This is a genomic window from Halobacillus sp. Marseille-Q1614 (assembly GCF_902809865.1).
GTDB lineage: Bacteria > Bacillota > Bacilli > Bacillales > Halobacillaceae > Halobacillus_A.
The window spans coordinates 1,753,402-1,775,044 of record NZ_CADDWH010000001.1 but is presented as its reverse complement, the minus strand read 5'-3'; the positions used below and the strand labels follow the sequence as shown (position 1 = coordinate 1,775,044).

The 21,643-nt window shown below is 42.0% G+C and carries 21 protein-coding genes and 2 riboswitches; of the genes, 18 read left to right on the top strand and 3 right to left on the bottom strand.

All coding sequences use genetic code 11. The features are described from left to right. Nucleotides 1–91 precede the first annotated feature (91 nt). The 9 genes from HUS26_RS08915 to purT all read left to right on the top strand — a co-directional run bounded on the left by HUS26_RS08915 (nucleotide 92) and on the right by purT (nucleotide 9,259). Complete coding sequence (locus HUS26_RS08915) at nucleotides 92–877, top strand: PAS domain S-box protein (RefSeq protein ID WP_173916825.1); 786 nt, start codon at nucleotides 92–94, stop codon at nucleotides 875–877. A 116-nt stretch (nucleotides 878–993) separates the two neighbouring features. Beyond that, nucleotides 994–1,467 (top strand): hypothetical protein, encoded by a 474-nt coding sequence (locus tag HUS26_RS08910; protein WP_173916824.1) that lies wholly within the window; start codon nucleotides 994–996, stop codon nucleotides 1,465–1,467. Between the two features lie 191 nt (nucleotides 1,468–1,658). Then, on the top strand, nucleotides 1,659–2,489 hold the full coding sequence (locus HUS26_RS08905) for a 5'-methylthioadenosine/adenosylhomocysteine nucleosidase (protein WP_254434157.1): 831 nt from the start codon (nucleotides 1,659–1,661) through the stop codon (nucleotides 2,487–2,489). Between the two features lie 114 nt (nucleotides 2,490–2,603). Then, nucleotides 2,604–2,709, top strand: a riboswitch (TPP riboswitch). 89 nt (nucleotides 2,710–2,798) lie between these two features. Beyond that, nucleotides 2,799–4,079 carry an acetylornithine deacetylase gene (locus tag HUS26_RS08900; RefSeq protein ID WP_173916823.1) on the top strand — a complete coding sequence of 427 codons (1,281 nt, stop codon included), beginning with the start codon at nucleotides 2,799–2,801 and terminating at the stop codon, nucleotides 4,077–4,079. A 6-nt stretch (nucleotides 4,080–4,085) separates the two neighbouring features. Next, on the top strand, nucleotides 4,086–4,772 hold the full coding sequence (gene tenA, locus HUS26_RS08895; RefSeq protein WP_173916822.1) for a thiaminase II: 687 nt from the start codon (nucleotides 4,086–4,088) through the stop codon (nucleotides 4,770–4,772). A gap of 47 nt (nucleotides 4,773–4,819) precedes the next feature. Continuing rightward, a riboswitch (TPP riboswitch) is annotated at nucleotides 4,820–4,968 on the top strand. 105 nt (nucleotides 4,969–5,073) lie between these two features. Continuing rightward, complete coding sequence (locus HUS26_RS08890) at nucleotides 5,074–5,652, top strand: ECF transporter S component (RefSeq protein ID WP_173916821.1); 579 nt, start codon at nucleotides 5,074–5,076, stop codon at nucleotides 5,650–5,652. A gap of 13 nt (nucleotides 5,653–5,665) precedes the next feature. Next, complete coding sequence (locus HUS26_RS08885; RefSeq protein WP_173916820.1) at nucleotides 5,666–7,132, top strand: ABC transporter ATP-binding protein; 1,467 nt, start codon at nucleotides 5,666–5,668, stop codon at nucleotides 7,130–7,132. Between the two features lie 12 nt (nucleotides 7,133–7,144). Next, nucleotides 7,145–7,951, top strand: a complete 807-nt coding sequence (locus HUS26_RS08880) for an energy-coupling factor transporter transmembrane protein EcfT (protein ID WP_173916819.1) — start codon at nucleotides 7,145–7,147, stop codon at nucleotides 7,949–7,951. Between the two features lie 132 nt (nucleotides 7,952–8,083). Next, on the top strand, nucleotides 8,084–9,259 hold the full coding sequence (purT, locus tag HUS26_RS08875; RefSeq protein WP_173916818.1) for a formate-dependent phosphoribosylglycinamide formyltransferase: 1,176 nt from the start codon (nucleotides 8,084–8,086) through the stop codon (nucleotides 9,257–9,259). Between the two features lie 173 nt (nucleotides 9,260–9,432). Here the strand turns inward: purT and HUS26_RS08870 are convergent, their stop codons facing one another. Then, the gene (locus HUS26_RS08870; RefSeq protein ID WP_173916817.1) at nucleotides 9,433–9,711 is read right to left on the bottom strand and encodes a CD3324 family protein; all 279 of its coding nucleotides are present in this window, start codon (nucleotides 9,709–9,711) and stop codon (nucleotides 9,433–9,435) included. A gap of 482 nt (nucleotides 9,712–10,193) precedes the next feature. Between HUS26_RS08870 and HUS26_RS08865 the strand changes: the two genes are divergently transcribed. Continuing rightward, the gene (locus tag HUS26_RS08865) at nucleotides 10,194–10,352 is read left to right on the top strand and encodes a hypothetical protein (RefSeq protein ID WP_173916816.1); all 159 of its coding nucleotides are present in this window, start codon (nucleotides 10,194–10,196) and stop codon (nucleotides 10,350–10,352) included. 125 nt (nucleotides 10,353–10,477) lie between these two features. On the opposite strand, the gene HUS26_RS08860 is transcribed toward HUS26_RS08865, so the two are convergent. After that, nucleotides 10,478–11,677 (bottom strand): iron-containing alcohol dehydrogenase, encoded by a 1,200-nt coding sequence (locus HUS26_RS08860; protein ID WP_173916815.1) that lies wholly within the window; start codon nucleotides 11,675–11,677, stop codon nucleotides 10,478–10,480. Between the two features lie 158 nt (nucleotides 11,678–11,835). On the opposite strand from HUS26_RS08860, the gene HUS26_RS08855 reads away from it, so the two are divergent. The 4 genes from HUS26_RS08855 (at nucleotide 11,836) to HUS26_RS08840 (ending at nucleotide 15,994) form a co-directional block, all read left to right on the top strand. After that, nucleotides 11,836–12,687 (top strand): VOC family protein, encoded by an 852-nt coding sequence (locus HUS26_RS08855; RefSeq protein WP_173916814.1) that lies wholly within the window; start codon nucleotides 11,836–11,838, stop codon nucleotides 12,685–12,687. Nucleotides 12,688–12,779: 92 nt separating this feature from the next. After that, nucleotides 12,780–13,361 (top strand): cell wall hydrolase, encoded by a 582-nt coding sequence (locus tag HUS26_RS08850; protein ID WP_254434156.1) that lies wholly within the window; start codon nucleotides 12,780–12,782, stop codon nucleotides 13,359–13,361. Nucleotides 13,362–13,464: 103 nt separating this feature from the next. Next, a complete protein-coding gene (locus tag HUS26_RS08845; RefSeq protein ID WP_173916813.1) occupies nucleotides 13,465–15,066 on the top strand; it encodes an amidohydrolase in 1,602 nt (533 codons plus the stop codon). A 106-nt stretch (nucleotides 15,067–15,172) separates the two neighbouring features. Continuing rightward, nucleotides 15,173–15,994 carry a hypothetical protein gene (locus HUS26_RS08840; RefSeq protein WP_173916812.1) on the top strand — a complete coding sequence of 274 codons (822 nt, stop codon included), beginning with the start codon at nucleotides 15,173–15,175 and terminating at the stop codon, nucleotides 15,992–15,994. A 63-nt stretch (nucleotides 15,995–16,057) separates the two neighbouring features. Here HUS26_RS08840 and HUS26_RS08835 read toward each other — a convergent pair whose 3' ends face one another. Further along, nucleotides 16,058–16,243, bottom strand: coding sequence for an H-type small acid-soluble spore protein (locus tag HUS26_RS08835; RefSeq protein WP_173916811.1), 186 nt, complete (start codon nucleotides 16,241–16,243; stop codon nucleotides 16,058–16,060). A 145-nt stretch (nucleotides 16,244–16,388) separates the two neighbouring features. Here HUS26_RS08835 and HUS26_RS08830 point away from each other — a divergent pair, with 145 nt between their 5' ends. The 4 genes from HUS26_RS08830 (at nucleotide 16,389) to HUS26_RS08815 (ending at nucleotide 21,455) form a co-directional block, all read left to right on the top strand. Then, nucleotides 16,389–16,637, top strand: coding sequence for a hypothetical protein (locus HUS26_RS08830; protein ID WP_173916810.1), 249 nt, complete (start codon nucleotides 16,389–16,391; stop codon nucleotides 16,635–16,637). A 50-nt stretch (nucleotides 16,638–16,687) separates the two neighbouring features. Next, nucleotides 16,688–17,209, top strand: a complete 522-nt coding sequence (locus HUS26_RS08825; protein WP_173916809.1) for an RDD family protein — start codon at nucleotides 16,688–16,690, stop codon at nucleotides 17,207–17,209. A 386-nt stretch (nucleotides 17,210–17,595) separates the two neighbouring features. Then, nucleotides 17,596–19,488, top strand: a complete 1,893-nt coding sequence (locus tag HUS26_RS08820; protein WP_173916808.1) for a Xaa-Pro dipeptidyl-peptidase — start codon at nucleotides 17,596–17,598, stop codon at nucleotides 19,486–19,488. A gap of 320 nt (nucleotides 19,489–19,808) precedes the next feature. Beyond that, entirely contained in the window at nucleotides 19,809–21,455 is a 1,647-nt protein-coding gene (locus HUS26_RS08815; protein ID WP_173916807.1) for a DUF2207 domain-containing protein, read from the top strand. The last annotated feature ends 188 nt before the right edge of the window (nucleotides 21,456–21,643 follow it).

The window sequence follows — 21,643 nt, the reverse complement described above, 5'->3', positions numbered from 1 at the left end:
TTTAAAAAATAAAAGAAGGAAAAGGAACAGCTGCAGCGAATAATTAACATGATAATGAATTTACAGCTGCCTTCACTGAGGAGAGATACAGATGGAAGGATTAGACAACACCCTTACAGTTAGTGCAAGAAAGGAGATGTATAAGCAGGTTATTGAATATTCATTTGATGCTACCATTATCCATTCAGATCACGCCATTTTATATGTCAACCAGGCTGGAGAAGAATTCTTAGGGGCAAAGAAGGAAATGCTGATCGGTCAAAATGTTTGTTCTATGATCAAAGAAGAGGATGTTACTTTAGTAACAAACCGAATCAGCGAAATTATGTCCCAGGGCCGGATGGCTGAGAGGGTTGAGCTGACACTGATTCGCGTGGATGGACATTTAGTGGACGTTGAACTAACCTGTATTCCTGTCTTATTCGGAAATCAGCCTGCTATTCAGACGGTGATAAGAGACATTACCGAAAATAAGATGCGGGCGAGTGAATTGCTGGAAATCCGCAATGAAATTTACGAAATCTCTACAGCGATCGTACCAGTTTCAGATGGAGTCTCAATTATTCCGCTGGGCGGCAGGTTAAGCGATGACCGCGTCGATCAGCTGTTAGACACGATTCCTTTGAAGTTAAAAGATGAGGACCTGGACTACCTAATCATTGATTTCTCGGGAGTATATAAATTAGACGAACTAATGGTCAGCTTTTTGTTTAACATTCATGACATCATTAGGCTGCTTGGCATTCATCCGATTTTTACAGGAATCCGCCCTGAACTCGCCAGAAAAGCTGTCCAAATTGGGAAAGACCTTTCCGATATGCACACACTCGGCACCGTAAAACAGGCAATTCAATACATTAATAAGAGAAAGAAATAGAGGGAAGCTCTATCTGCAAATTAGCAGATGGAGCTTTTATTATGGCGTTGATTGTTATAGTAAAAATAGATTATGATAAAACTACCTGATTTTGTGTAATGGAGGCATGAGATGTCATGAAAATAACATACTCTCCAGCCAAACTGGGACACATCACCGATGGGATTGCGATACATAAAGGAAAGTACGTTATTGGCTGGATGAACCGATTTTTTCAAACCCTTCCTGATTTAAATGATGAACAGGAGGTCAGTCTTGAGGTAGTAAGTGAAGTAACGAAACAAACATATACGATTCAGCAAAAAACGGACCTGCAGAAAAAGTGGACAGTTTTTCAAAAAGACATGCCGATCGGTTCAGTTGAAATGCAGGCAGGAAAGAAGCATAAACTGCTCGTGCACCTGTCTGACCATTCACCGCTTCTTATAGAAAGTACTTGGAAAAAGACAGGCCTGATCAATAAAAAAGGGACAACAATAATAAAGGGCCTATGGTTTCATAAAATCCATATCGACATCAACCATGAGATGGACGCTGCATTGCTTGCCGGCTTCGTCCATATTTTTTGGAGCACTCAGCCCCAAAACTAAAATCCCGGGATTCTCTGATAAGAGGCCCGGGATTTTTGCGTTTTTTGATATTGGAACGTTCGTATAAAACAAATTTAAAATCTATGGTTGCATATATTACTGAGTTGTGTAAAATGAAAAACGTACATTATTTATAAAATATATAAAAATGTTCGTTATTTACTATTTATTACAACAGAGGAGTGGAACAAATGGACGTTCGTAACTTTATGAAAAACATCGCATTCTTACTTTTGACAGCTTTCATCATTACAGGATGCAGCCAGCAATCCTCAGAAAGTTCTGCAGAAGAATCAAAAGAATCCAAGGCAAAAGAAGAAGAAACTGAAACCGTCGGGATTATCGGTCCAATGGAAGTGGAAATTGATATTCTGCGAGAGGCTATGGATATTGAAGAAACTACAGAAAAAGGCGAGCTGACCTTTTACGAGGGGAAACTCCACGGACAGTCGATTGTCCTCGTTCAATCCGGTATCGGAAAAGTTAATGCGACAGTAGCAGCTCAAATGCTGATCAGTGACTTTGGAGCCGATTTATTAATTAACTCTGGAGTAGCCGGAGGCATTCATCCTGATCTAGGGCTGGGCGATATCGTCGTTTCCACAGAAACCGTTCACCACGATATGGATGAAACCGCAAAAGGCTATAAGCCAGGCCAGATTCCATATATGGATGTAAGATTTTTTAAAGCAGATGAAGAGCTTGCCGATTTAGCATTAGAAGGCACGAAAGGACTGCCTGATTATGTCGATGTATTCGAAGGACGTATTGCTACGGGTGATCAGTTTATCGCAAGTGAAGAAAAAACCGAATGGATCTACGACACATTTGACGCTTATGTGGTAGAAATGGAAGGCGCGGCTGTAGGCCAGACCGCTTACTTAAACCAAATTCCTTACGTCGTGATCCGCTCGGCATCAGATGACGCAGGAGAAGAAGCTTCAGAAATTCAGGAAAACTTCGTCGAAGAAGCCGCTAAAAACTCCAGCCACGTGATTGAAAAAATGCTTGAAAATATGTAGTGGGTGTAAAGGGTACCAGGTACACAGAGAAAAAAGAAAAAAAGTATTGAGTACCAGGTACACTTGTTATTTCCAAGTTATTGTGTTCTAATTATGATTAACAAAAATATATGTGTACTTCACTAGGGGAGCCGTGAATCGGCTGAGAGAAGCATCGAAGCTTTGACCCTTATAACCTGATCTAGGTCATACTAGCGTAGGGAAGTGAAGCGAGTGGTCTCATTTCGAATAATCTTTATTTTCACATAAAAACTCGCTCCTTTTCTATAGGGGCGAGTTTTTTTGCTGTGGAGAGGAGCAGGTAATCAAATGGATATAAAGTTATCCCAATTACTGAATGAAGTGGAAGAAAGGGAACATGAAATTCTAACGCTATTGACAGATTTAGTAGCCCATCCAACAGCAAGTCCGCCGGCTCGAAATTCAAAGAAAGTTCAAAAATATGTTGCCCATCAACTGAAAGAACTAGATTTTACTATTGATTCCTGGGATCTGTATCCAGGAGACCCTGTGGTGGTTGGTACGAGGAAGGGGCAGCAAGAGAATCAATCAAGTCTTATCATTAACGGCCATTTAGATGTAGCAGCTATAGGGGAGAATGAAAGTTGGGATTATGATCCATTTGTATGTACAGTAACGGAAGATAAAGTATTCGGGCGTGGGGTAGCTGATATGAAAGGCGGAATAGCGGGGGTCCTGTTTGCCATGAAAGTGCTGTATGAAGCTGGGATAGAACCTAGTGGAAATCTATATTTCCAATCAGTGGTCGGTGAGGAGGTTGGAGAAGCGGGTACGAAGTCCTGCTGTGAAAAAGGGTATCGTGCTGACTTAGCTTTAGTAGTGGATACAAGTGATTGTAAGATTCAAGGTCAGGGTGGTGTGATTACCGGCTGGATAACGATCGAGAGTCCTCAAACCTTCCATGATGCCTGCAGACGTTCCATGATACACGCTGGCGGCGGTCTGCATGGTGCCAGCGCGATAGAGAAAATGATGAAAATCATAAATGCCTTACAAGAACTGGAACGGCAATGGGCCATAACTAAATCGAGTCCTGGCTTTCCCCCTGGCTCAAATACGATCAATCCAGCTGTCATTGAAGGCGGCAGGCATGCGGCTTTCATAGCAGATCGCTGCAAGTTGTGGATTACGGTGCATTACTATCCTGAAGAACATTATGAGGATGTAATCAATGACATCGAAGAACATATCAATTATGCAGCAAAGGCTGATCCTTGGTTAAAGGTTTACCCTCCTCAATTTTCGTGGGGCGGGAAATCCATGATTGAAGACCAAGGGGAAATATTCCCCGCCTTTTCCGTGGACCCCAGTCACTCAGGGGTTCAAAAGTTAGCTGGTGCGCATCAACTTGTTCACGACACACCAGTAGACTATTCGATGTCTCCTACCGTTACAGATGGGGGATGGTTAGCAGAGGCCGACATCCCGACTGTCTTATATGGCCCTGGCACACTTGAACAAGCTCATGCTGTGAATGAGTCGCTTGATAGAGAGCAGCTTCTACAGTTCACAAAAACGATGACTGCTTTTTTATATGACTGGTTTTTAGAATTCAAAAAGGAAGGATGATGTGTAATGTTTACAGATCGGCTCTATGAAAGGGCTAAGCCTATATGGGATCAGTACCTCGAACACCCTTTTGTCAAAGGGATTGGTGATGGAAGCTTAGAGATTGATAAATTTAAGTTTTTTATGGAACAAGATTATTTATATTTAATCGACTATTGTCGTGTGTTTGCAATAGGATGCGTGAAAGCGTCTCGTTTAGAAACGATGACTCTGTTCGCGGATTTGATGCATTCTACCTTAAACGAAGAAATGGAGCTTCACCGAAAATATGCAGAAAGAATAGGGATCAGAAGAGAAGAACTAGAAAATACAAAACCTTCGGCAACGCTTCTTGCTTATACAAGCTACATGCTGAATAAGTCCCAGCAGGGATCGGAAGCTGAGGTTGTCGCCTGTGTACTTGCCTGTGCATGGAGCTACAGTGAAATAGGCTTAGCATTGAATCAAAAAGAGGGAGCAAGTGAACATGAATTCTACGGGGATTGGATCAAGATGTACGCATCAGATGAATTTACGACTCTAGCTGAAGATATGAAAAACCTTATGAACCAACTTGCCGACGATAAACCAGAACGAGAAAAAGCACATTTAGAGGAGATCTTCCTTCATACAGGTAAACTGGAATATTTGTTTTGGGAGATGGCTGACAAGAAGAAAATGTGGATGGAAGGATCGGACGTATTAAACAGCTGAAATCTATCGGTCTATTACAGGGGGCGGGTCTAGATTGATAATTTAAAAAGTTTTTCCAGGGGTACCTTTATGTAAATGGATGAGCGGTACTGTGCTTTTTTATTTACTGACGAAAGGTCGAGGTTAAAGGTAGGCTTTAAGACCCTTAGAACCTGATTTGGCTCATACCATCGCAGGGAAGTGGAGTTGCGAAAAAGATACGTTTCCAATATCAGCCGCTTTTCTTACGGGAGGAGGGAAAGTTGTTTTTTTAAAAGCGTTTTTAGTTTAAGTCATTCAATGGAAAGGGAGACCTGAGAAAATGAAAAAGGGATTGAAGTTAACAGATATTTTAGTAACCATCATTGTTGCATTGATATTTGGTGTGATCTATAAACTATGGGGACCGCTATATGGAGTGGTTTCCACATTAGGATTACAATTGGAGCAGCTCATTTATGGAATGTGGTTCATTGCAGCAGTGGTTGCTTATTTGATCATACGAAAGCCCGGGGTTGCTTTATTGGCGGAAGTTGCTGCCGCGCAAGGTGAATTTATTTTTGGCGGTGAATGGGGTATATCGACGCTTATATTCGGGTTAGGACAAGGTCTGGCTGCTGAACTGATTTTCGCAGCTTTCCGCTATAAGAGATACGATATGTTCACTGCGTCCTTAGCAGGTGTAGCAGCTGCGTTTGCGTCTATTGGTATTGATTTCTACTACGGTTATATAGGTGACTTGGCACTTTGGAATCTGCTCATCCTGGTTGGAGCTAGAATAGTAGGAGCCATCATCATTTCGGGTATTTTCGCTTTTCTCATCGTTCAATCATTAGAAAAAACAGGAGTCACAAATCTTGTGAGGCCGGCTTCTAAAGAAGACTATAAGGCTTTGGGATAGCAGGAGGTTTTGTATGAAGAGTATTGCTGGTATGACAAACATGCGGTTGAAATTTCCAGGAGTGGAACCCTTGTTATTTGAGGATTTTTCTCTTTCTTTGAATAAAGGAGAAAAGGTATTACTACTTGGACCATCAGGATCAGGGAAGTCAACACTTTTACAAGTCTTGACGGGACTCATCCCTCATAGTGTAGAAGTACCTATGAAAGCAGACGACCTTATCATTCCAGATTCCTGGGGATTTTTATTTCAAGATCCTGATTCACAGTTTTGTATGCCCTATGTAGATGAGGAAATTGCGTTTGTTCTTGAGAATCTTCAGGTCCCTCGAGGAGAAATGGAAATTTACATTGAGCATTATTTACGGAAAGTTGGATTAGAATTTGATGATATCCACACGAAGATACAAACACTATCCGGGGGAATGAAGCAGAGATTGGCAATCGCTTCAGTTCTTGCTCTAGAACCTGAGGTGTTATTTTTAGACGAGCCTACTGCGATGCTTGATCCACATGGTACTAAGCATGTTTGGGACACGATTAAGAAAGTTGGAGAAGATAAAACCGTCGTGATTGTGGAACATAAAATTGAACAGATTGTCGACTTTGTTGATCGTGTGATTCTTCTGGGTGAGAGTGGGAACATCATTGCCGACGGATCGAAACAAGAGGTTTTTGACAAGCATAAAAACACTCTTATCGAACAAGGGATCTGGTACCCTGATGTTTGGGGTGAATACATTCAAGCAAAACGTATGGATATTCCGCCAGTAAATATAAACAGAGAAAAATCATCTGTTCATTTGTCCGACTTTTCAGCGTATAGGGGAAAAGTTGAAACACTCCGGGTGAAACAGGCAAATGCTCATCCGGGGGAATGGATAACAGTACTTGGTGAGAACGGAGCAGGTAAAAGTACGCTGCTGCTTGCTCTCATGAACTTGATTAAAGTTAAAGGATCTTATCGTGTTCTTGAACAAGAGTATGAGCAGATCAAAAATTTAGCTGATTATATAACTTTAGTATTTCAAAATCCCGAATTTCAATTTGTTACTAACTCTGTGTATGAGGAAGCAGCCTTCACGCTTCATTTAGAAAATTGGGGAGAAGAACAAATTTTTCTGCGAGTGAATCATCTGCTTGAAATCTATCATTTGCATAAGCATAGACATACGCATCCTTATCAATTATCTATCGGACAAAAACGAAGACTGAGTGTCGCTGCTTCGATTGTGAAAGAGCAGCCGATCATACTTTTGGATGAACCCACCTTTGGACAAGATGCGAAAAACACATTTGCAATTTTAGAGCAGCTTGAAAAGTTGAGGGCTCTGGGAGCAACGATCATTATGGTTACGCATGACTTGAATATTGCGAAACACTTCGCAACCAAAGTCTGGGAAGTAGAAGGAGGGAGACTCGTAAAGGAATCTCCTTCATCTGATTATATGGAACAACGTTCACCAGCTTTTATTTTATAGGGGAGATAAGATATGCCAATTGACTTTTCTTACAAAGAAACATGGCTTCACAAAATAAATCCGAGCCTGAAATTAATCATCATTGTACTCTTGTTTATTCATCTGTTGATGATTCATAATCCAAACTTCCTCATCAATTATATGATAGGAACGCTTCTCCTCTATACGTTTTTTACGGGTCATCCATGGAAACGTCTAGCAGTTATTTCGATCCCATTTGTCTTAATATTTCTTACATCTTGTACATCTATGATTTTCTTTGGAAAAGGGGAAATCACATGGTTCAAATGGGGATTGGTGCATATTACCGAAGAGAGTTTTTTTAGAGGGTTACATTTAGGCTTTCGTGGGATAGTTTTTGCTGCTTTAGGAGTTATTTTTGCATTAACCACTAGACCTGTATATCTATTTTATTCCTTAATGCAGCAATTAAAGTTGAAGCCGAAATATGCCTATAGCTTCATGGCAGCCATTAGGCTGATTCCTTTGATGATTGAGGAGATGCAAACATTGCATTATGCATTAAAAGTACGAGGTGTTCAAGCTGAAAAAGGCGTAAAAGGATTTTACAAAAAACTTAAAACCTATTCCATTCCCCTTCTTTCGCAGAGTATAAGAAGAGCTTATCGAATTGCAGTAGCCATGGAAGCTAAGGGTTTTTCTAATGATGTAAACCGGACCTATTTCTATCGATTAGGTTTATCTAAGTTTGATATGGTCTTTATATGCTGCCTCATGATAATGATTTCCTTATCTTATGTGACAGCTGTACAATACCCTTACTTTTCGATAACTGACGTTCGTTATTACAATGGATAATGAAGATGAGTAAACATGAATATTATTTTGAATTTAATCAAGAATGTTCGTTAATTAACCCAAAAACCCTTGATACAAACTGGTAAATAACGTTAGAATAGCTGTAAATCAAAACATTCTGGGGGATTTTACATGTATGGAGCACCGAACCAAAACGATGCAAAGAAATTGATGCTGTTAGGATCCGGAGAGTTAGGGAAAGAAGTAGTGATTGAGGCGCAGCGGCTAGGTATAGAAACAATTGCAGTCGATCGATATGAAGGTGCACCAGCTATGCAGGTGGCTCATCGTTTTCGTGTGATTGACATGCTTGACGGCAAACAACTGCGTACGGTGATCGAACAGGAGAAACCTGATTTTATTGTCCCTGAAATAGAAGCCATTGCGACAGCAACGCTTCTGGAGCTGGAACAGGAGGGCTATAATGTCATACCCACAGCTTACGCAACCCAGTTGACGATGGATCGCGAAGGTATACGACGGCTGGCAAGTGAAAAACTACAACTTCCAACAGCCAAATATGAGTTTGCCAACTCTTTAGAGGAGTTAAAAGAAGCGGTTATCGCCATTGGTACTCCATGTGTCATCAAACCGATTATGAGTTCCTCTGGAAAAGGACAAAGCGTATGTCGTACAGAAGCGGATATCGAGGATTCCTGGCAGGAAGCCATCAACAGTGGACGAGGTAAAAGCACTCGAGTGATTGTTGAGGAATTTATTCATTTTGATTCGGAAATCACACTATTAACGGTCCGCTCTTCTACAGGGACGTTTTACTGTCCTCCGATCGGCCATCTTCAGCAGGACGGTGATTACATTCAATCTTGGCAGCCGCATGCGATGAGTGAGGAACAGATAAGAGAGGCGGAGGAAATTGCAAAAAAAGTTACCGATGAGATCGGCGGTTATGGTGTTTTCGGAGTAGAACTTTTCATTACTTCAGAAGGAGTCTATTTTAGCGAAGTGTCTCCGCGGCCGCATGATACGGGGATGGTTACACTGGTCACACAAGACCTATCGGAATTTGCCCTTCATGTGCGGGCGATTTTAGGCCTTCCGTTAGAAGATGTCCAGCTTGTTTCACCAGGAGCAAGTCACGCGGTTAAAGCAACGATTGAATGCAAGGAATATCAAATTTCCGGAGTTGAAGATGCTTTGACTGTCCTCGACACTCAAGTGCGCCTGTTTGGGAAGCCTTCTGCAACAATAGGTCGACGTATGGCTGTTGTGCTTAGTAAAGGAGAAAGTGTGGATGCTGCAAGCGAACAGGTGAAGCAGGCAGCTTCTAAAATCAGTGTGTTGAACTAATAATAAGGTAATTTAAGGTATAGTAAAAACGTCCAAAGAGGGGTTCTTTGGACGTTTTTTTGAGTTCCGCATTTTTTTCGTTCGGTTTAAGTTATAGAGCCTTGGAAAGGCTGTGTGATTACGAAGCTCGTCCAGTGAGGTGTATTAAGGCGAATCAATTATAAGGCATTTCTTCAGGTTTTTCTTTCGCGTGTTTTATATATAATTTTGCGGATGCTTTCAACAGATAAATTGTACTTTTGCTCTAACTCATCAAAGGACCAGCCTTCCTGATAATTTTGGAAGATTTCCTCATTCCTTTGTGATAGTAACTGGCGGGATCCGTTCATTTCTCCCCAGCCTGCTCGCTGATCACCTTTTTTGGGAATATAAATGAGCTCGCCTTGAATATAGTTTTGCAGCTCATTCAGCAAACGAGGGGGGAACACCTCTTTTCCGTTTTTATATTGCAATGGACGTCCTCCTTCATAGGGTATACGAGTCCTTGTAAATGTCTTTTTGTGTTTTTCATTATTAAAAACTCCTTTCATTTGGTTTATTAACTTTTACTTGCAAGCTCGTTTTTTGTGCAGAAGTCTTGCAAATTAGGAGGTGTTTACATAATTTTTTGACAATTACGCTTATTTAATAGTATAAGCGAACAATTCAATTATAGACAATTCCCAATAGTTAAAAGAGGCCGCACAATTGCGGCCTCCTGTTTTTGTGATTTCCGCTTTACGCAGAAACCACCTCATATGCTTTGATCAAAAGAATCAGCCTCCTTTCGCATAATTCTATCGGTCCGACACCTTTATTAACTCATGGTTTGGCACCTCAAACAAGTGAAAGAACAATTATATAAATTCTTTACCAGCAAAAGAGAAAGATCTACATGGGAACTGAGTATTTGGAGAAACTAACATTTATTCCATTTAGTCAGGAGGGAAGGAAAATGCCAGCAAATGAAGAGTTTCAGCGAAGCGGCAGAGCAGAAGAAAAGTCAGTGAACCAACAGAACGAGAAAACGAGAAGAGTAAATAAACACGAGGACAACGGAAAAATTCAGTCAGAAAAAATGAGATATGAGCACGCAGACGATATTTACGAATGAAAAAAGGTTCCGAAATGGAACCTTTTTTCATCGAGGGGGAGGCCGGTACCTGGTACGCATAATGAGAAAACCGGTACCTGGTACTAAAAACTTTTTTTCTTTTTTCTCTGGGTACCTGGTACCAACTATTCTTTAATCATATGATAGAGCATTTTGAGGTCTTGTTTGGATAAGATCTTCGGCACGGGATATAGCGGGTTGGCTTCTTTGAATGCCCTTTCTACCATTAAAGGAATATCCCTATCCTGTATTTCACTTACCTTCCTTGCAATATTCATATTTTCGTTCAGCTCTTCAATAGCTCTAATGAACTTTACAGCTTTTTGTTTCATTGTTTCCTCAGGTTCACTAATTCCTGCTGCATCAGCCAGGTCAGCGAGCGGCTGGTGAATGGCTTCACCGTAATATCTTAGAACATAAGGTAATATGATGGCATTGGCTAATCCATGGGGCACGGAGTAAAAACCTCCAAGCGTGTGGGCGATTGCATGAACATATCCTACATACGCTCTAGTAAAAGCCATTCCGGCCAGGTGTGAGGCTCTATGCATATTCTCCCGTGCTTTCAAATTTGAGCCGTTTGAGTAAGCTTCATAAAGGTTTTCAAAAATAAGTTTGACTGCTTCCCTGCTGTATTGCTCTGTCTCTTTCGTGTTGCTTCTGCCTATGTAAGCTTCGACAGCATGGGTAAGTGCATCCATCCCCGTTGAAGCTGTATACTGAGGGGGAAGGTTAACCGTAAGCAAGGGGTCAAGGACGGCATAGTCGGGAACAAGAACGGGATCATTAATCGCATATTTTTCGTGCGTTTCGCTGTTTGTAATAACAGCAGCAAGGGTCGCTTCGCTTCCTGTACCTGATGTAGTCGGGACAGCTGCCAGAAAAGGAATCTTTTTTCTAATTTTGAGTTCGCCTCTCAATTGGGGAATGCTTTTATCGGGACGGGCGACGCGGGCACCTACCGCTTTAGCGCAATCAATTGAAGACCCGCCGCCAAAAGCAATAATTCCCTTGCAATGATGGGCATGATAGACCATCAGCGCTTCTTCAATATTTTCAATTGTAGGATTTGCCACTGTTTTATCATAAATGACACAGCTTATTTGTTCGGTTTCCAAGCCTTTAATAAAGTCATCCATCAACCCAAGGGCACGGATACCCTTATCCGTAACGATGAGAATGCTCTCGATTCCCTTGTCTTTCATCACCTTTGGAAGTTCTTTTAAGCTGTTATTTCCTTCTAATAGTGCCGGCGCTCGTAGCGGCGACAACTGAGAAGCTATTTTAAAAGTGAACTGATACGTTCTGCAATATAACTTATACATGGTTTCCCCTCGCTTTATTACTAGTTCATAACACCTCGTATAGTAATTTTATTAGGTTAGTAGCTTTATAGAACACAATGATTGACATTTAGAAGTTACAAATATATAGTTACTTACATAAAGTAACTATATATTTCCTTTTATAGGAGGAATAAGCTATGGAAAAGCAGTTTTTTCAGGCGCCAACCACATTCGTCGGCCATGTTGAATTGAAAGTACAGGATCTTTCACGCTCGCTTACGTTTTATAAAGAAGTCATCGGCTTTCAGGTTATCCAGCAGTCTGAAAGGAAAGCAGTGCTTTCATCAGACGGTAAAACAGCGCTTTTAACTATTGTACAGCCTGTTCGTATAAAACCAAAACAGGACCGTACGACAGGACTTTATCATTTCGCCATTTTACTTCCTGATCGTTTCGAGTTAGCAAAAATTCTTAAACATCTTATTCAGCTCAATATTCGACTGGGCTCTTCCGACCACTTAGTGAGTGAAGCCCTCTATTTGGAAGATCCCGATGGAAATGGAATAGAGGTATATGCGGACAGGCGATCAAGTGAATGGAACTGGATAAAATCCGAAGTGAAAATGGCGGTTGATCCATTAAATACTAAGGAACTGCTCAGTCTTGCCGGCGATACAGCTTGGGAAGGTCTGCCTGAAACAACGGTTATCGGTCATATTCACCTCCATGTATCGGAATTTACAGATACAGAAGGCTTTTACAGAGCACTCGGTTTTCAAGTCGTCAGCCGACTCGGCGATCAGGCGCTGTTTATATCGACTGGGAATTATCATCACCATATCGGATTAAATACGTGGGCAGGGAAAGGGGCACCGGCTCCGTCCGAAGACAGCGCAGGTTTAAAATCTTTCTCTCTCGTATTCCCTGATGAAAAGGCGAGAAACACTGCGATGAAGCAGCTGTATGACTTGGGGTACCAGGCAGAAGAGGAAGACGGAGGCTTTTTAATAAATGATCCTTCAGGAAATTCGATAACTCTGATGTTATGAAACGTTGGAAACACTGGAAATAATTAATTTTGAAAAAAATTTGCCTCCTATGTTAGTTTATAATAGATCAAAATCTAGGAGGTAGATTAAAAGTGTTTAAGAAAGTATGGATGGCTGGAATGGCAGCTTTCTGCGCTCTTGCTTTTTCATTTCCAATGCAGAGCTCTGCCCATGCGAACACGCATACCGTCCAAGAAGGCGAATCCATTTATAATATTGCTATGAAATATGGCTTACCTGCAAAGCAAGTACAGGCCATGAATGATAAAACTGACGCTATGATTTACCCAGGGGAGCAGTTGAAACTTCCAGCAGTTTTAAGCGAATCGGAAAAAGATCTCCTCGCTCGTCTTGTTGAAGCTGAGGCTAAAGGAGAAAGCTATGCTGGTAAAGTCGCAGTAGCTACGGTTGTTCTTAACCGTGTAGAAAGCGATATTTACCCTGATACTGTTAAAGGAGTTATCTATGATGGTATTCAATTCTCACCGGTCCTAAATGGATCAATTAATAATCCAGCTGGTGATGAATCGAAGCGTGCCGTAAATGAAGCCCTTGCTTACCAGGGGTATGACAATGAATCTCTTTATTTCTATAATCCAGACAAAGCGCAAAGCAGCTATCTGGAGAATAAAGAAGTAACAACGGTAATCGGAGACCACGTATTCTTAAGATAAATAATTTAGAGCAAGCCCCCTTATAAGGGGGCTTGCTCTTTTTGTTTATTGAAAGATAATAAGGGAATGATTTTACCAGGAGAAATGATCGAGGAGGTAAAGGATGAAAGTAATCAATAATGTAAAGCTGTTCCGCCCTTTTGATAAGCAGGATCAGGGGGATATTTATCATGTCATTGTGGAAAATGGAAAGTTTAAAGAAATCAACCAAGGTCTTTATCAAGGAAATGATGGCGAAGTAATCGATTCAAGAGAAGCTGCGCTCGCCCCTTCGTTTAATGACTCCCACATGCATCTCCTCAGGTTCGGATTAATGGATAAGGAGCTGGATTTACGAGAAGTTACATCCTGGAAAGAAATGAAGGAAGTTGTTAAAGATCACTATAACCAAAAAGTAATGGAAGAAAATGAATGGATCGTCGGCCGAGGCTTATCCGATGACGGCTTTGACGATATCGATCACTTATTAAATGCGAAAGATATCGAAGAACTTAATTATAAAAAGCCTGCTTTTTTCCTTCATGAAGACGGTCATGAATGCGTCGTTAACGAAGAAGCGATGAAAATCATCAGAGAGAAGGATGATTTAAGCCAGTTTCCGGAAGAATTTATTGAAAGAGACGAGGATGGCAACTGGTCAGGACGCTTTAAAGATACGATCGTCCATTTTATAAAGTTTCATTTCAGGCAAAAGTCGAAAGAAGAAGTAAAAGAGGCAGTTAAAGAAGGAGTCCGTGATTTAGCAGAAAACGGGATCACTTCTGCCCACACAGATGACTTAAACTACGTCGGTTCATTTGAAACGCTTTGGAATGCTTATATTGAACTTGAAGAAGAAGGGAAAATGGATGCAGACGTCCACCTGCATCATTACATTTTTAATATTGAAGATTTAAAAAATTTTATAAGCAGATATAATAAACAAACAGGAGATGGAACAGACCGTGTGAAAATGGGAGCGATTAAGATCTTTCTTGATGGAACCCAGCGACTTCACACGTCAGCGCTAAGAGCCCCTTATCACGATCGGCCAAAGACGGATGGGGTGTTAAACTATTCACAGGAAGAGCTGGATGAAATTATCGCACTCGCAGATAACCATAACTTGCAGGCAGCCATGCACGCGATTGGCGACAGAGCTGTTGAAACAGCGATCAGCGCCATTGAAAAAGCAGGTTCTAACAAACTGCGCCACCGCATTATCCATGCCCAGGTGCTCGCTCCTGATTTACTGGAAAAACTGGCTGAAGTTAAACCATATTTAGAAATTCAGCCCGGATTTATGATGGGAGAATATCCGCAGACAGCAGAGTGGGTAGGGGAAGAACGTGAGAAATACTGCAATCCATGGAACACAGTGTATAAAATGGGAATTCCTTTTACCTGCAGCTCGGACTGCCCGATAGGACAGCTGTCGCCGATTACTGAAATGTTTGCTGCCGTTAATCGGACAGATTTTAATGGAGAGCCTAAAGGCGGATGGATTCCAGAGGAAAAACTAAGTATTGATGCTATATACCAGGCCTATACAGAAACACCGGCCCAGCTCGAGTTTCAGGAGGCTGAGAAAGGGAAGCTCGAGGAAGGCTATCAGGCTGATTTTGTCTTACTGTCAGACCACCCGCGGCAGGTAGAAGGTTATCAGCTGAAAGATATACGCATCCAAGAAACGTGGTCCTGCGGCGAAAAAGTATATAGCAAGTAGGAAGAAAACAAGCGATTACCCAAGCTGGTAATCGCTTGTTTAATTATTGGAAACAATTTACTGATATAATAGAATCGAAAATTCTAAAATAGAGGGGATTTTTAAGTTGAAGCGTTATATTTGTGAAACATGCGGAGTTCAATATGAAGAAACTATTAACGAACCACAGTATTGCTTCGTTTGTTCTGAGGAAAGACAGTACGTCAGCCCGACGGGACAAACATGGACGACGCTGGATATAATGAAAAATGAGGACTATAAAAATGTTATGTCTTTAGAAGAAGACGGCCTCTACAGCTTAAAAACGATCCCAAGTTTTGGGATAGGGCAAACCGCTTACATCATTCAATCAGATGGCTTTAATGTTTTATGGGATTGTATTAGTTATATTGATGAAGAAACCATGAGAGAAATCGAAGCACTTGGCGGGCTCAATGCCATTGCTTTATCACACCCTCATTATTATTCGACTCAAGTCGAATGGGCGGAAACATTTCATGTGCCAATTTATGTCCATGAAGATGATCAAGAATGGGTGATGAGACCGAGCGACAAAATTATATTCTGGTCTGGTGAATCTAAGGCATTACATAACGGTATTACGTTACATCGCTTAGGCGGTCATTTTAAAGGCGGGTCCGTTCTGGAATGGACCTTAGGAAATGACGGCAAGGGAATACTTTTGACAGGGGATATCATTCAAGTTGTGGCTGACCGTCAATGGATGAGTTTTATGTACAGCTATCCTAATCTTATCCCTCTGCCTGCTTCAAAGGTTCAAGAGATTGCTGATAAAGTAAAAGAGCTGAATTTTGATCGGCTGTACAACGCTTTTCACCGTATTGTAAAAGAAAATGCACAGCAGTCGGTGCAAAAGTCAGCGGCGAGATATGTGAAAGCTCTAAATGGGACGCTTTTTACTACTTAGTTAACTCAGGAAAAAAGTGGGCCAAAAGAAAAAGCCCATTGGTACATTCAATGGGCTTGAGGCTTATTTTTGAGGCTCCTTTAATTCATGCAGGGGCACTTCCTGGTAAACATTCGGCTGATCTACCGGGTGAATGCGTGCCGTTTCATTTCTTTCAATAACTTCCTCAATATATACGGGCCGGTCCTCATGAGTAACATCAATCATTTCCTCCGAGTGGAATATTTCTTTCGCGCGTTCTTTGTTCATAGTTTAGCTCCTCCTTTTACGATGTAGTTTCTGCGAAAAAGAGTTTTTATATTCGAAAGGAAATTTATGGATTTTTTCCTACAAATGGAAACATAAACGTAAATTCTTTCTAAATTCCAATATAATAAAGGAAAGAAGGGGTGTCATGATAGCTTCTTTTGCACTCGCCTGGAAATGCAGTTTTATTCTTTCTTTTCCTCATTATTCTCCCTTATTATCTCGTCATTGGATGGCCCGATTAGAAATCCGCCAGATGTTTGGTTCAATTTATGTGAAAATGGATGAAGCAGAAAAGTTCACGCAAAACCGTTCGATCTTATTTGGAAAATCAGAAATGATCATCCACGTGGTAGGACAGAAAAAAGGAGTTCTGCGAGAAACCTTTTTGTCATGAGAAACTAACTTAATAGCCAAAAAATAAAGAATCAAGAAGGGGTTGCGGCTATGGAGACAGCACCATTTAAACTCCGGGTATATGCATTTTTATTAGATTATCTGCTGATCGCAATGTATGGAATTTTCATCGTAGGGTCGATCTCCTTTTTGTTTCAGTCATTTATCGACCCGCTATTTAGCGGTTCTCCTGTCATTGCTGAGCTTACCGGCTTTCTCTTATTGACCCTGCCTGTCGTTCTGTATTTTATAATCAGTGAGCAATCGAAATGGCAGGGTACGTGGGGGAAAAAGAAAATGGGACTTCTCGTTGTGAATGAGACGGGCCAGCGGATAAGTTTAGGGCGTTCTGTCATCCGTTCGTTTATTAAATTTCTTCCATGGGAAATGGCTCACTTTGGAATCTGGCGCCTGATGCTGCCGACGAATTTTTCAGAAACAACCCTCTTTATTATTTTAAATGCCGTCAATTTATGTATACTAGCCTTCTTAATCGTTCCGCTGACCAATAAGAAAAGGAAAAATATTTATGACTGGGGAGCCGGAACATTTGTTGCTCGAGCCCCTCGGTGAAAAAAAGCCTGTCTACGTCAGGCTTTTTAAGGGAGTGGAGAACCATCGGATAAGCGGAATACCCGTGACCCCTTCAAATATTTCTCTCTCTGAAAAGCAGCAAAATGGAGTGTGCGATCACTCCGATTGAAAATAATGCCTCCTGCCAAAAACGCGACGAACAGAGAGAATACATATTCGTTGATTTTTAGTCACTAGGTAGCGGCTGAGCGGAAATGTCGGTAAAGAACGTCATATCTTTAGAGAAATTGTAATTTCCTATTGCCTATAAAAAACCGCTGAAAACTAACTTCCTTCGATTCCATGACGATATGGTGCATAAGCCCTGCGTACTTTCGACCGTTTTCTCCTTTTTACCCAAAATAAAGAGGGCTGGGCAGGTTTTCATGGAATGTAAATATTATGAAAATAAGGAGGGGTTGTTTTTGAAAAAGAGGTTTGTGTTACATACAGCGGCTTTATCGGTGTTGTTATCGATGGGGATTTCTGCTCAAGTCTCTGCTGAAGAGGGGAAAACTGTACCAGCAGATGTTCAGCAGATTGAAGTGAAAGATGGAAAGACTCAGCCGGTTTTTTCGCATGAAGAAGCGATTCGAGAAACAGTCTTCATTGAAACGTCGATCGACAGTGATGGAGACGGAGAGCTGGACCGGGTGCATGCTGATATTATCCGTCCGAAGGAGACGGCAGAAGGGCTGAAGGTGCCCGTTATCTATGAGATGAGTCCATACCGTGCAGGGCTTAATCCGATTGAATTTTATGATGTCGATGTGCCTTTACACCCTGTTGATCACAGAAAATCAGCTAATCAAAATGAAGCAAGTCTGGCAGAAAATCAGGGCACAGCCACCGCTAAACGAAGCGGGCCAAGTGAACCATCGTTCCCTGGCTATTATGATGATTATTTCGTTCCGCGTGGATATGCCGTAGTCCTTGCGGAGAGTTTGGGCAGCGGACTTTCCAATGGATGCGCGACATCTGGTGGAGAGAATGAAACGCTTGGAACTAAAGCTGTCATCGACTGGCTGAATGGACGGACGCAGGCCTTTGACAGCGAAGGAAATCTCGTAGAAGCTGACTGGTCGACAGGAAACACAGGCATGATGGGGGTATCCTATAATGGTACGCTCCCGAACGCTGCGGCCACGACGGGTGTTGAAGGATTGGAAACGATCGTTCCGATTGCCGCGATCAGCAGCTGGTATGACTACTATCGCGCGAATGGAGCAGTTGTTGCTCCGGGCGGATATCAGGGGGAAGACACGGACGTCCTTGCTAAGGCTGTGACAACGCGTGACAATTCCCGAATTTGTGACGATACTCTTAAACAGCTCGAACTTTTACAGGATCGAAAAACCGGTGACTATAACGAATACTGGAATGAACGAAACTACGTAAAAGATGCAAACAACGTAAAAGCGAGTGTTTTTGCCGTTCACGGCTTAAACGACTGGAATGTAAAAACGCAGCATCTTTCCCAGTGGTGGGAAGCACTAGGTCAAAATAATGTGGATCGTAAGCTGTGGCTGCATCAGCGTGGACATAGCAACCCGTACTATCTCCGTAATGCTGAATGGCTCGACACACTAAATAAGTGGTTTGACCACGAGCTGTATGATATTGATAACAACATCATGGACGAGCCGATGGTGGATATAGAGCGTGAAGACGGCAGCTGGAAGACATATGACTCCTGGCCGGCCAAAGAGGCTAAAAACATATCGTTTTATTTCCAAAACGGCAATTCGTCTCTTCATGTAAACCCAATGTCAGGGAAAAATAAGAATACTGCAGCGTTTACTGATGCCCCGTCCATAACGGCGGAAGAACTTGCGAAAAACCCGGCAAGTGAACATGAAAATAGACTCGCTTATCAAACTCCGGAGCTTGAGGAGTCATTGCGAATGAGCGGTACTCCGGAAATGTCGATTCGGGCAAGCATTGATGAGCAGGCAGCTAATTTAACCGCTCTGCTGGTGGACTATGCGCCGGATGGTTCCTTCGAGATTGTTACTAGAGGATGGATGGACCCGCAAAACCGTCATTCAATCTCTAAATCTCACATGCTGGTGCCAGGAAAAGAGTATAAGCTTGACTGGGGCATGCAGCCGGATGATTATATCTTTGAAAAAGGCCATCGAATCGGAGTCGTTTTGCTGGCTTCGGATCATAACTATACGATTCGTCCGGAAGCGGGGACAAAAATTAACGTAGATCTTAAGCGAAGCGAAATTATGCTGCCAATCGTAGGCGGGAAGAAAAACATAGACTTTAACTAAATTACGAGAATACGAGCCTTCTGGTTAACCCCAGAAGGTTTTTTTATTTAAGGAAAGGTGGCCTTGTTCAAACTTAGTAGCAACTCCAAAATTTATAATGAAATCTTGATATACAGGGTAGGTCGCAAGTCAAATAGAGCTTTTCGAGAGTAAAAAGCTATGTTTCGAAAGTGATTTGAATATGGGCATGTATTTTTAAAAGGTCGCTTGTATTTCATCCAGTTTCGCTCGTATAAAAGCCCAAGCTGGGTAGCCCCTTAGAAAAGTGAATCTTTATCCCTTCTTTAAACGTAAATAAAGAAAGAAAGCGAGGGACGATTATGAAAAAATTGATGAGCGGATTATTTCTGGTTTTTTTGCTGACCTTATCACCGATATATGCTCTGGCGGTTGACTTTGAGATTGATCAAACAGAAATCAATGCCTCTTTACAGAAGGATGGGGAGGTGGAGGTGAAGGAAACCCATACGTACAGTTTCGAAGGGGAGTTTAACGGCATCGCGCGGAGCCTCATTCCTAAAGAAGGATCGGCTATTACCCATTTCCGTGCTTCTGAAGGAGAGAGTGAACTAAAAGTCGAGCAGGAGGATGAGCTTTACAAGGTTCATCGCAGCGGCTCAGATGAAACGGTAACGATCGAGCTTTTTTATAAGATTGAAAACGGAATGGAAGTCTATGAAGATGTCGCCCAGTTTTACTGGCCGTTTTTTGATGAAAGCAATGAGTCCACTTATGAAAATTTATCAATAACTGTGGAGCCGCCCCAGTCCACGGAAGTTAAAGAGGCTTATGGATATGATGAAGCTTATGATACACCAGTGATAAATAAAGAGGGCAGTGTCACTTTTAATCTTGGAGAAGTGCCAAGTGATAAAAATGGAGATATCCGTGTGGCTTATAATGCCGGTCTTTTCTCGGGAGCTTCATTGACTCGAAACGAAGCAATGCTTGCATCTATTCAAGCGGAGAAAGCTGAATTAGATGAACAAATGATAGCAAGAGCTGAGCAGCAGGAACGATGGGGGGATTTCGCTCCGTACATCTTGGGATTTTTTATCGTAGTGGCCCTTGCGCTGCTGGCCGCTGGTTATAGAAAAAGACAGGAAACGACTCGCGAAGCAGAGCGGCAGCATAGCGGAGGCGGACGCTTCCCGAAAGATAAGATGAGTCTGCCTGCAATGCTTACATTTATGAAACATGGCTACTTGTCCACTGATTCGTTAACGTCTGCACTGCTTGACCTATATCGAAAAGGGAATATTGAAAAGGTATCAGATCAGGAGTTTAAAGTGGTTAATCGAAACACCGAATATAGACACGAGAGGCTGTTAATACAATGGCTTTTTGATGAAGTGGGAGATGGCCAAAGCTTCCGGGTTGAGGATATAGAGGCATATGTAGAAGAGAAGGATAACCAGGAAAAATACCAAAAGCAATTCAAAGGCTGGCGGGAGGCTGTTAAGCAGGAGTATAAGCAGTATGACTTGTACGAAAAGTCCACAAAAACACGATGGGCGTCTTTGATTGCAGCCGTGGCCATTCTTCCATTTCTTGTCGTGTTTCCAATATACGGATTGCTTCCGTGGATGTTCTTTGGTTTGATGCTATTCATCTTTTTCATTGGATTTGCAATTGCCTATCAGCCTTTGACCGTGCTCGGGCAGCGGATTAAGTATGAACTCGAACCTCTAAAAAAGGGTGAGGAGTGGAAAGATTGGGATAAGGAAGACCAGGTTCCAGCACTTCTTTACCAGATAGGGTTTGGGAGGCGTGACCTTACATCGTCACCCAATACACTGAGTACAGGTTCAAATAACGATTGGCTCATTTTCCTCCTACTTGCCGGCACTATAAACAGCAGCTTTACAACGGCCGAAGAGCATGTGTCTGCTGCCAGCACAACTGGCGGAATGCCCGGAGGGGGAGCTGGTGTTGGAGGCGGAGGAGGAGGATCAGGAGCTTTTTAACCAAAGAACCTCCCCTTTAAATTAAGGGGAGGCTGAGGTTTTATTTTTTATTAAAGAATTCTAGAAACGCATGGTAAATCTCTATTCCTTGAAAAGAGAACAGAGAAAGTGCCGTCAGTGAAAACGAGGCAATCATAATCAATCGAAACCACATCATTTGTAATCTCCTCCTTTGATTCATAGTTTCG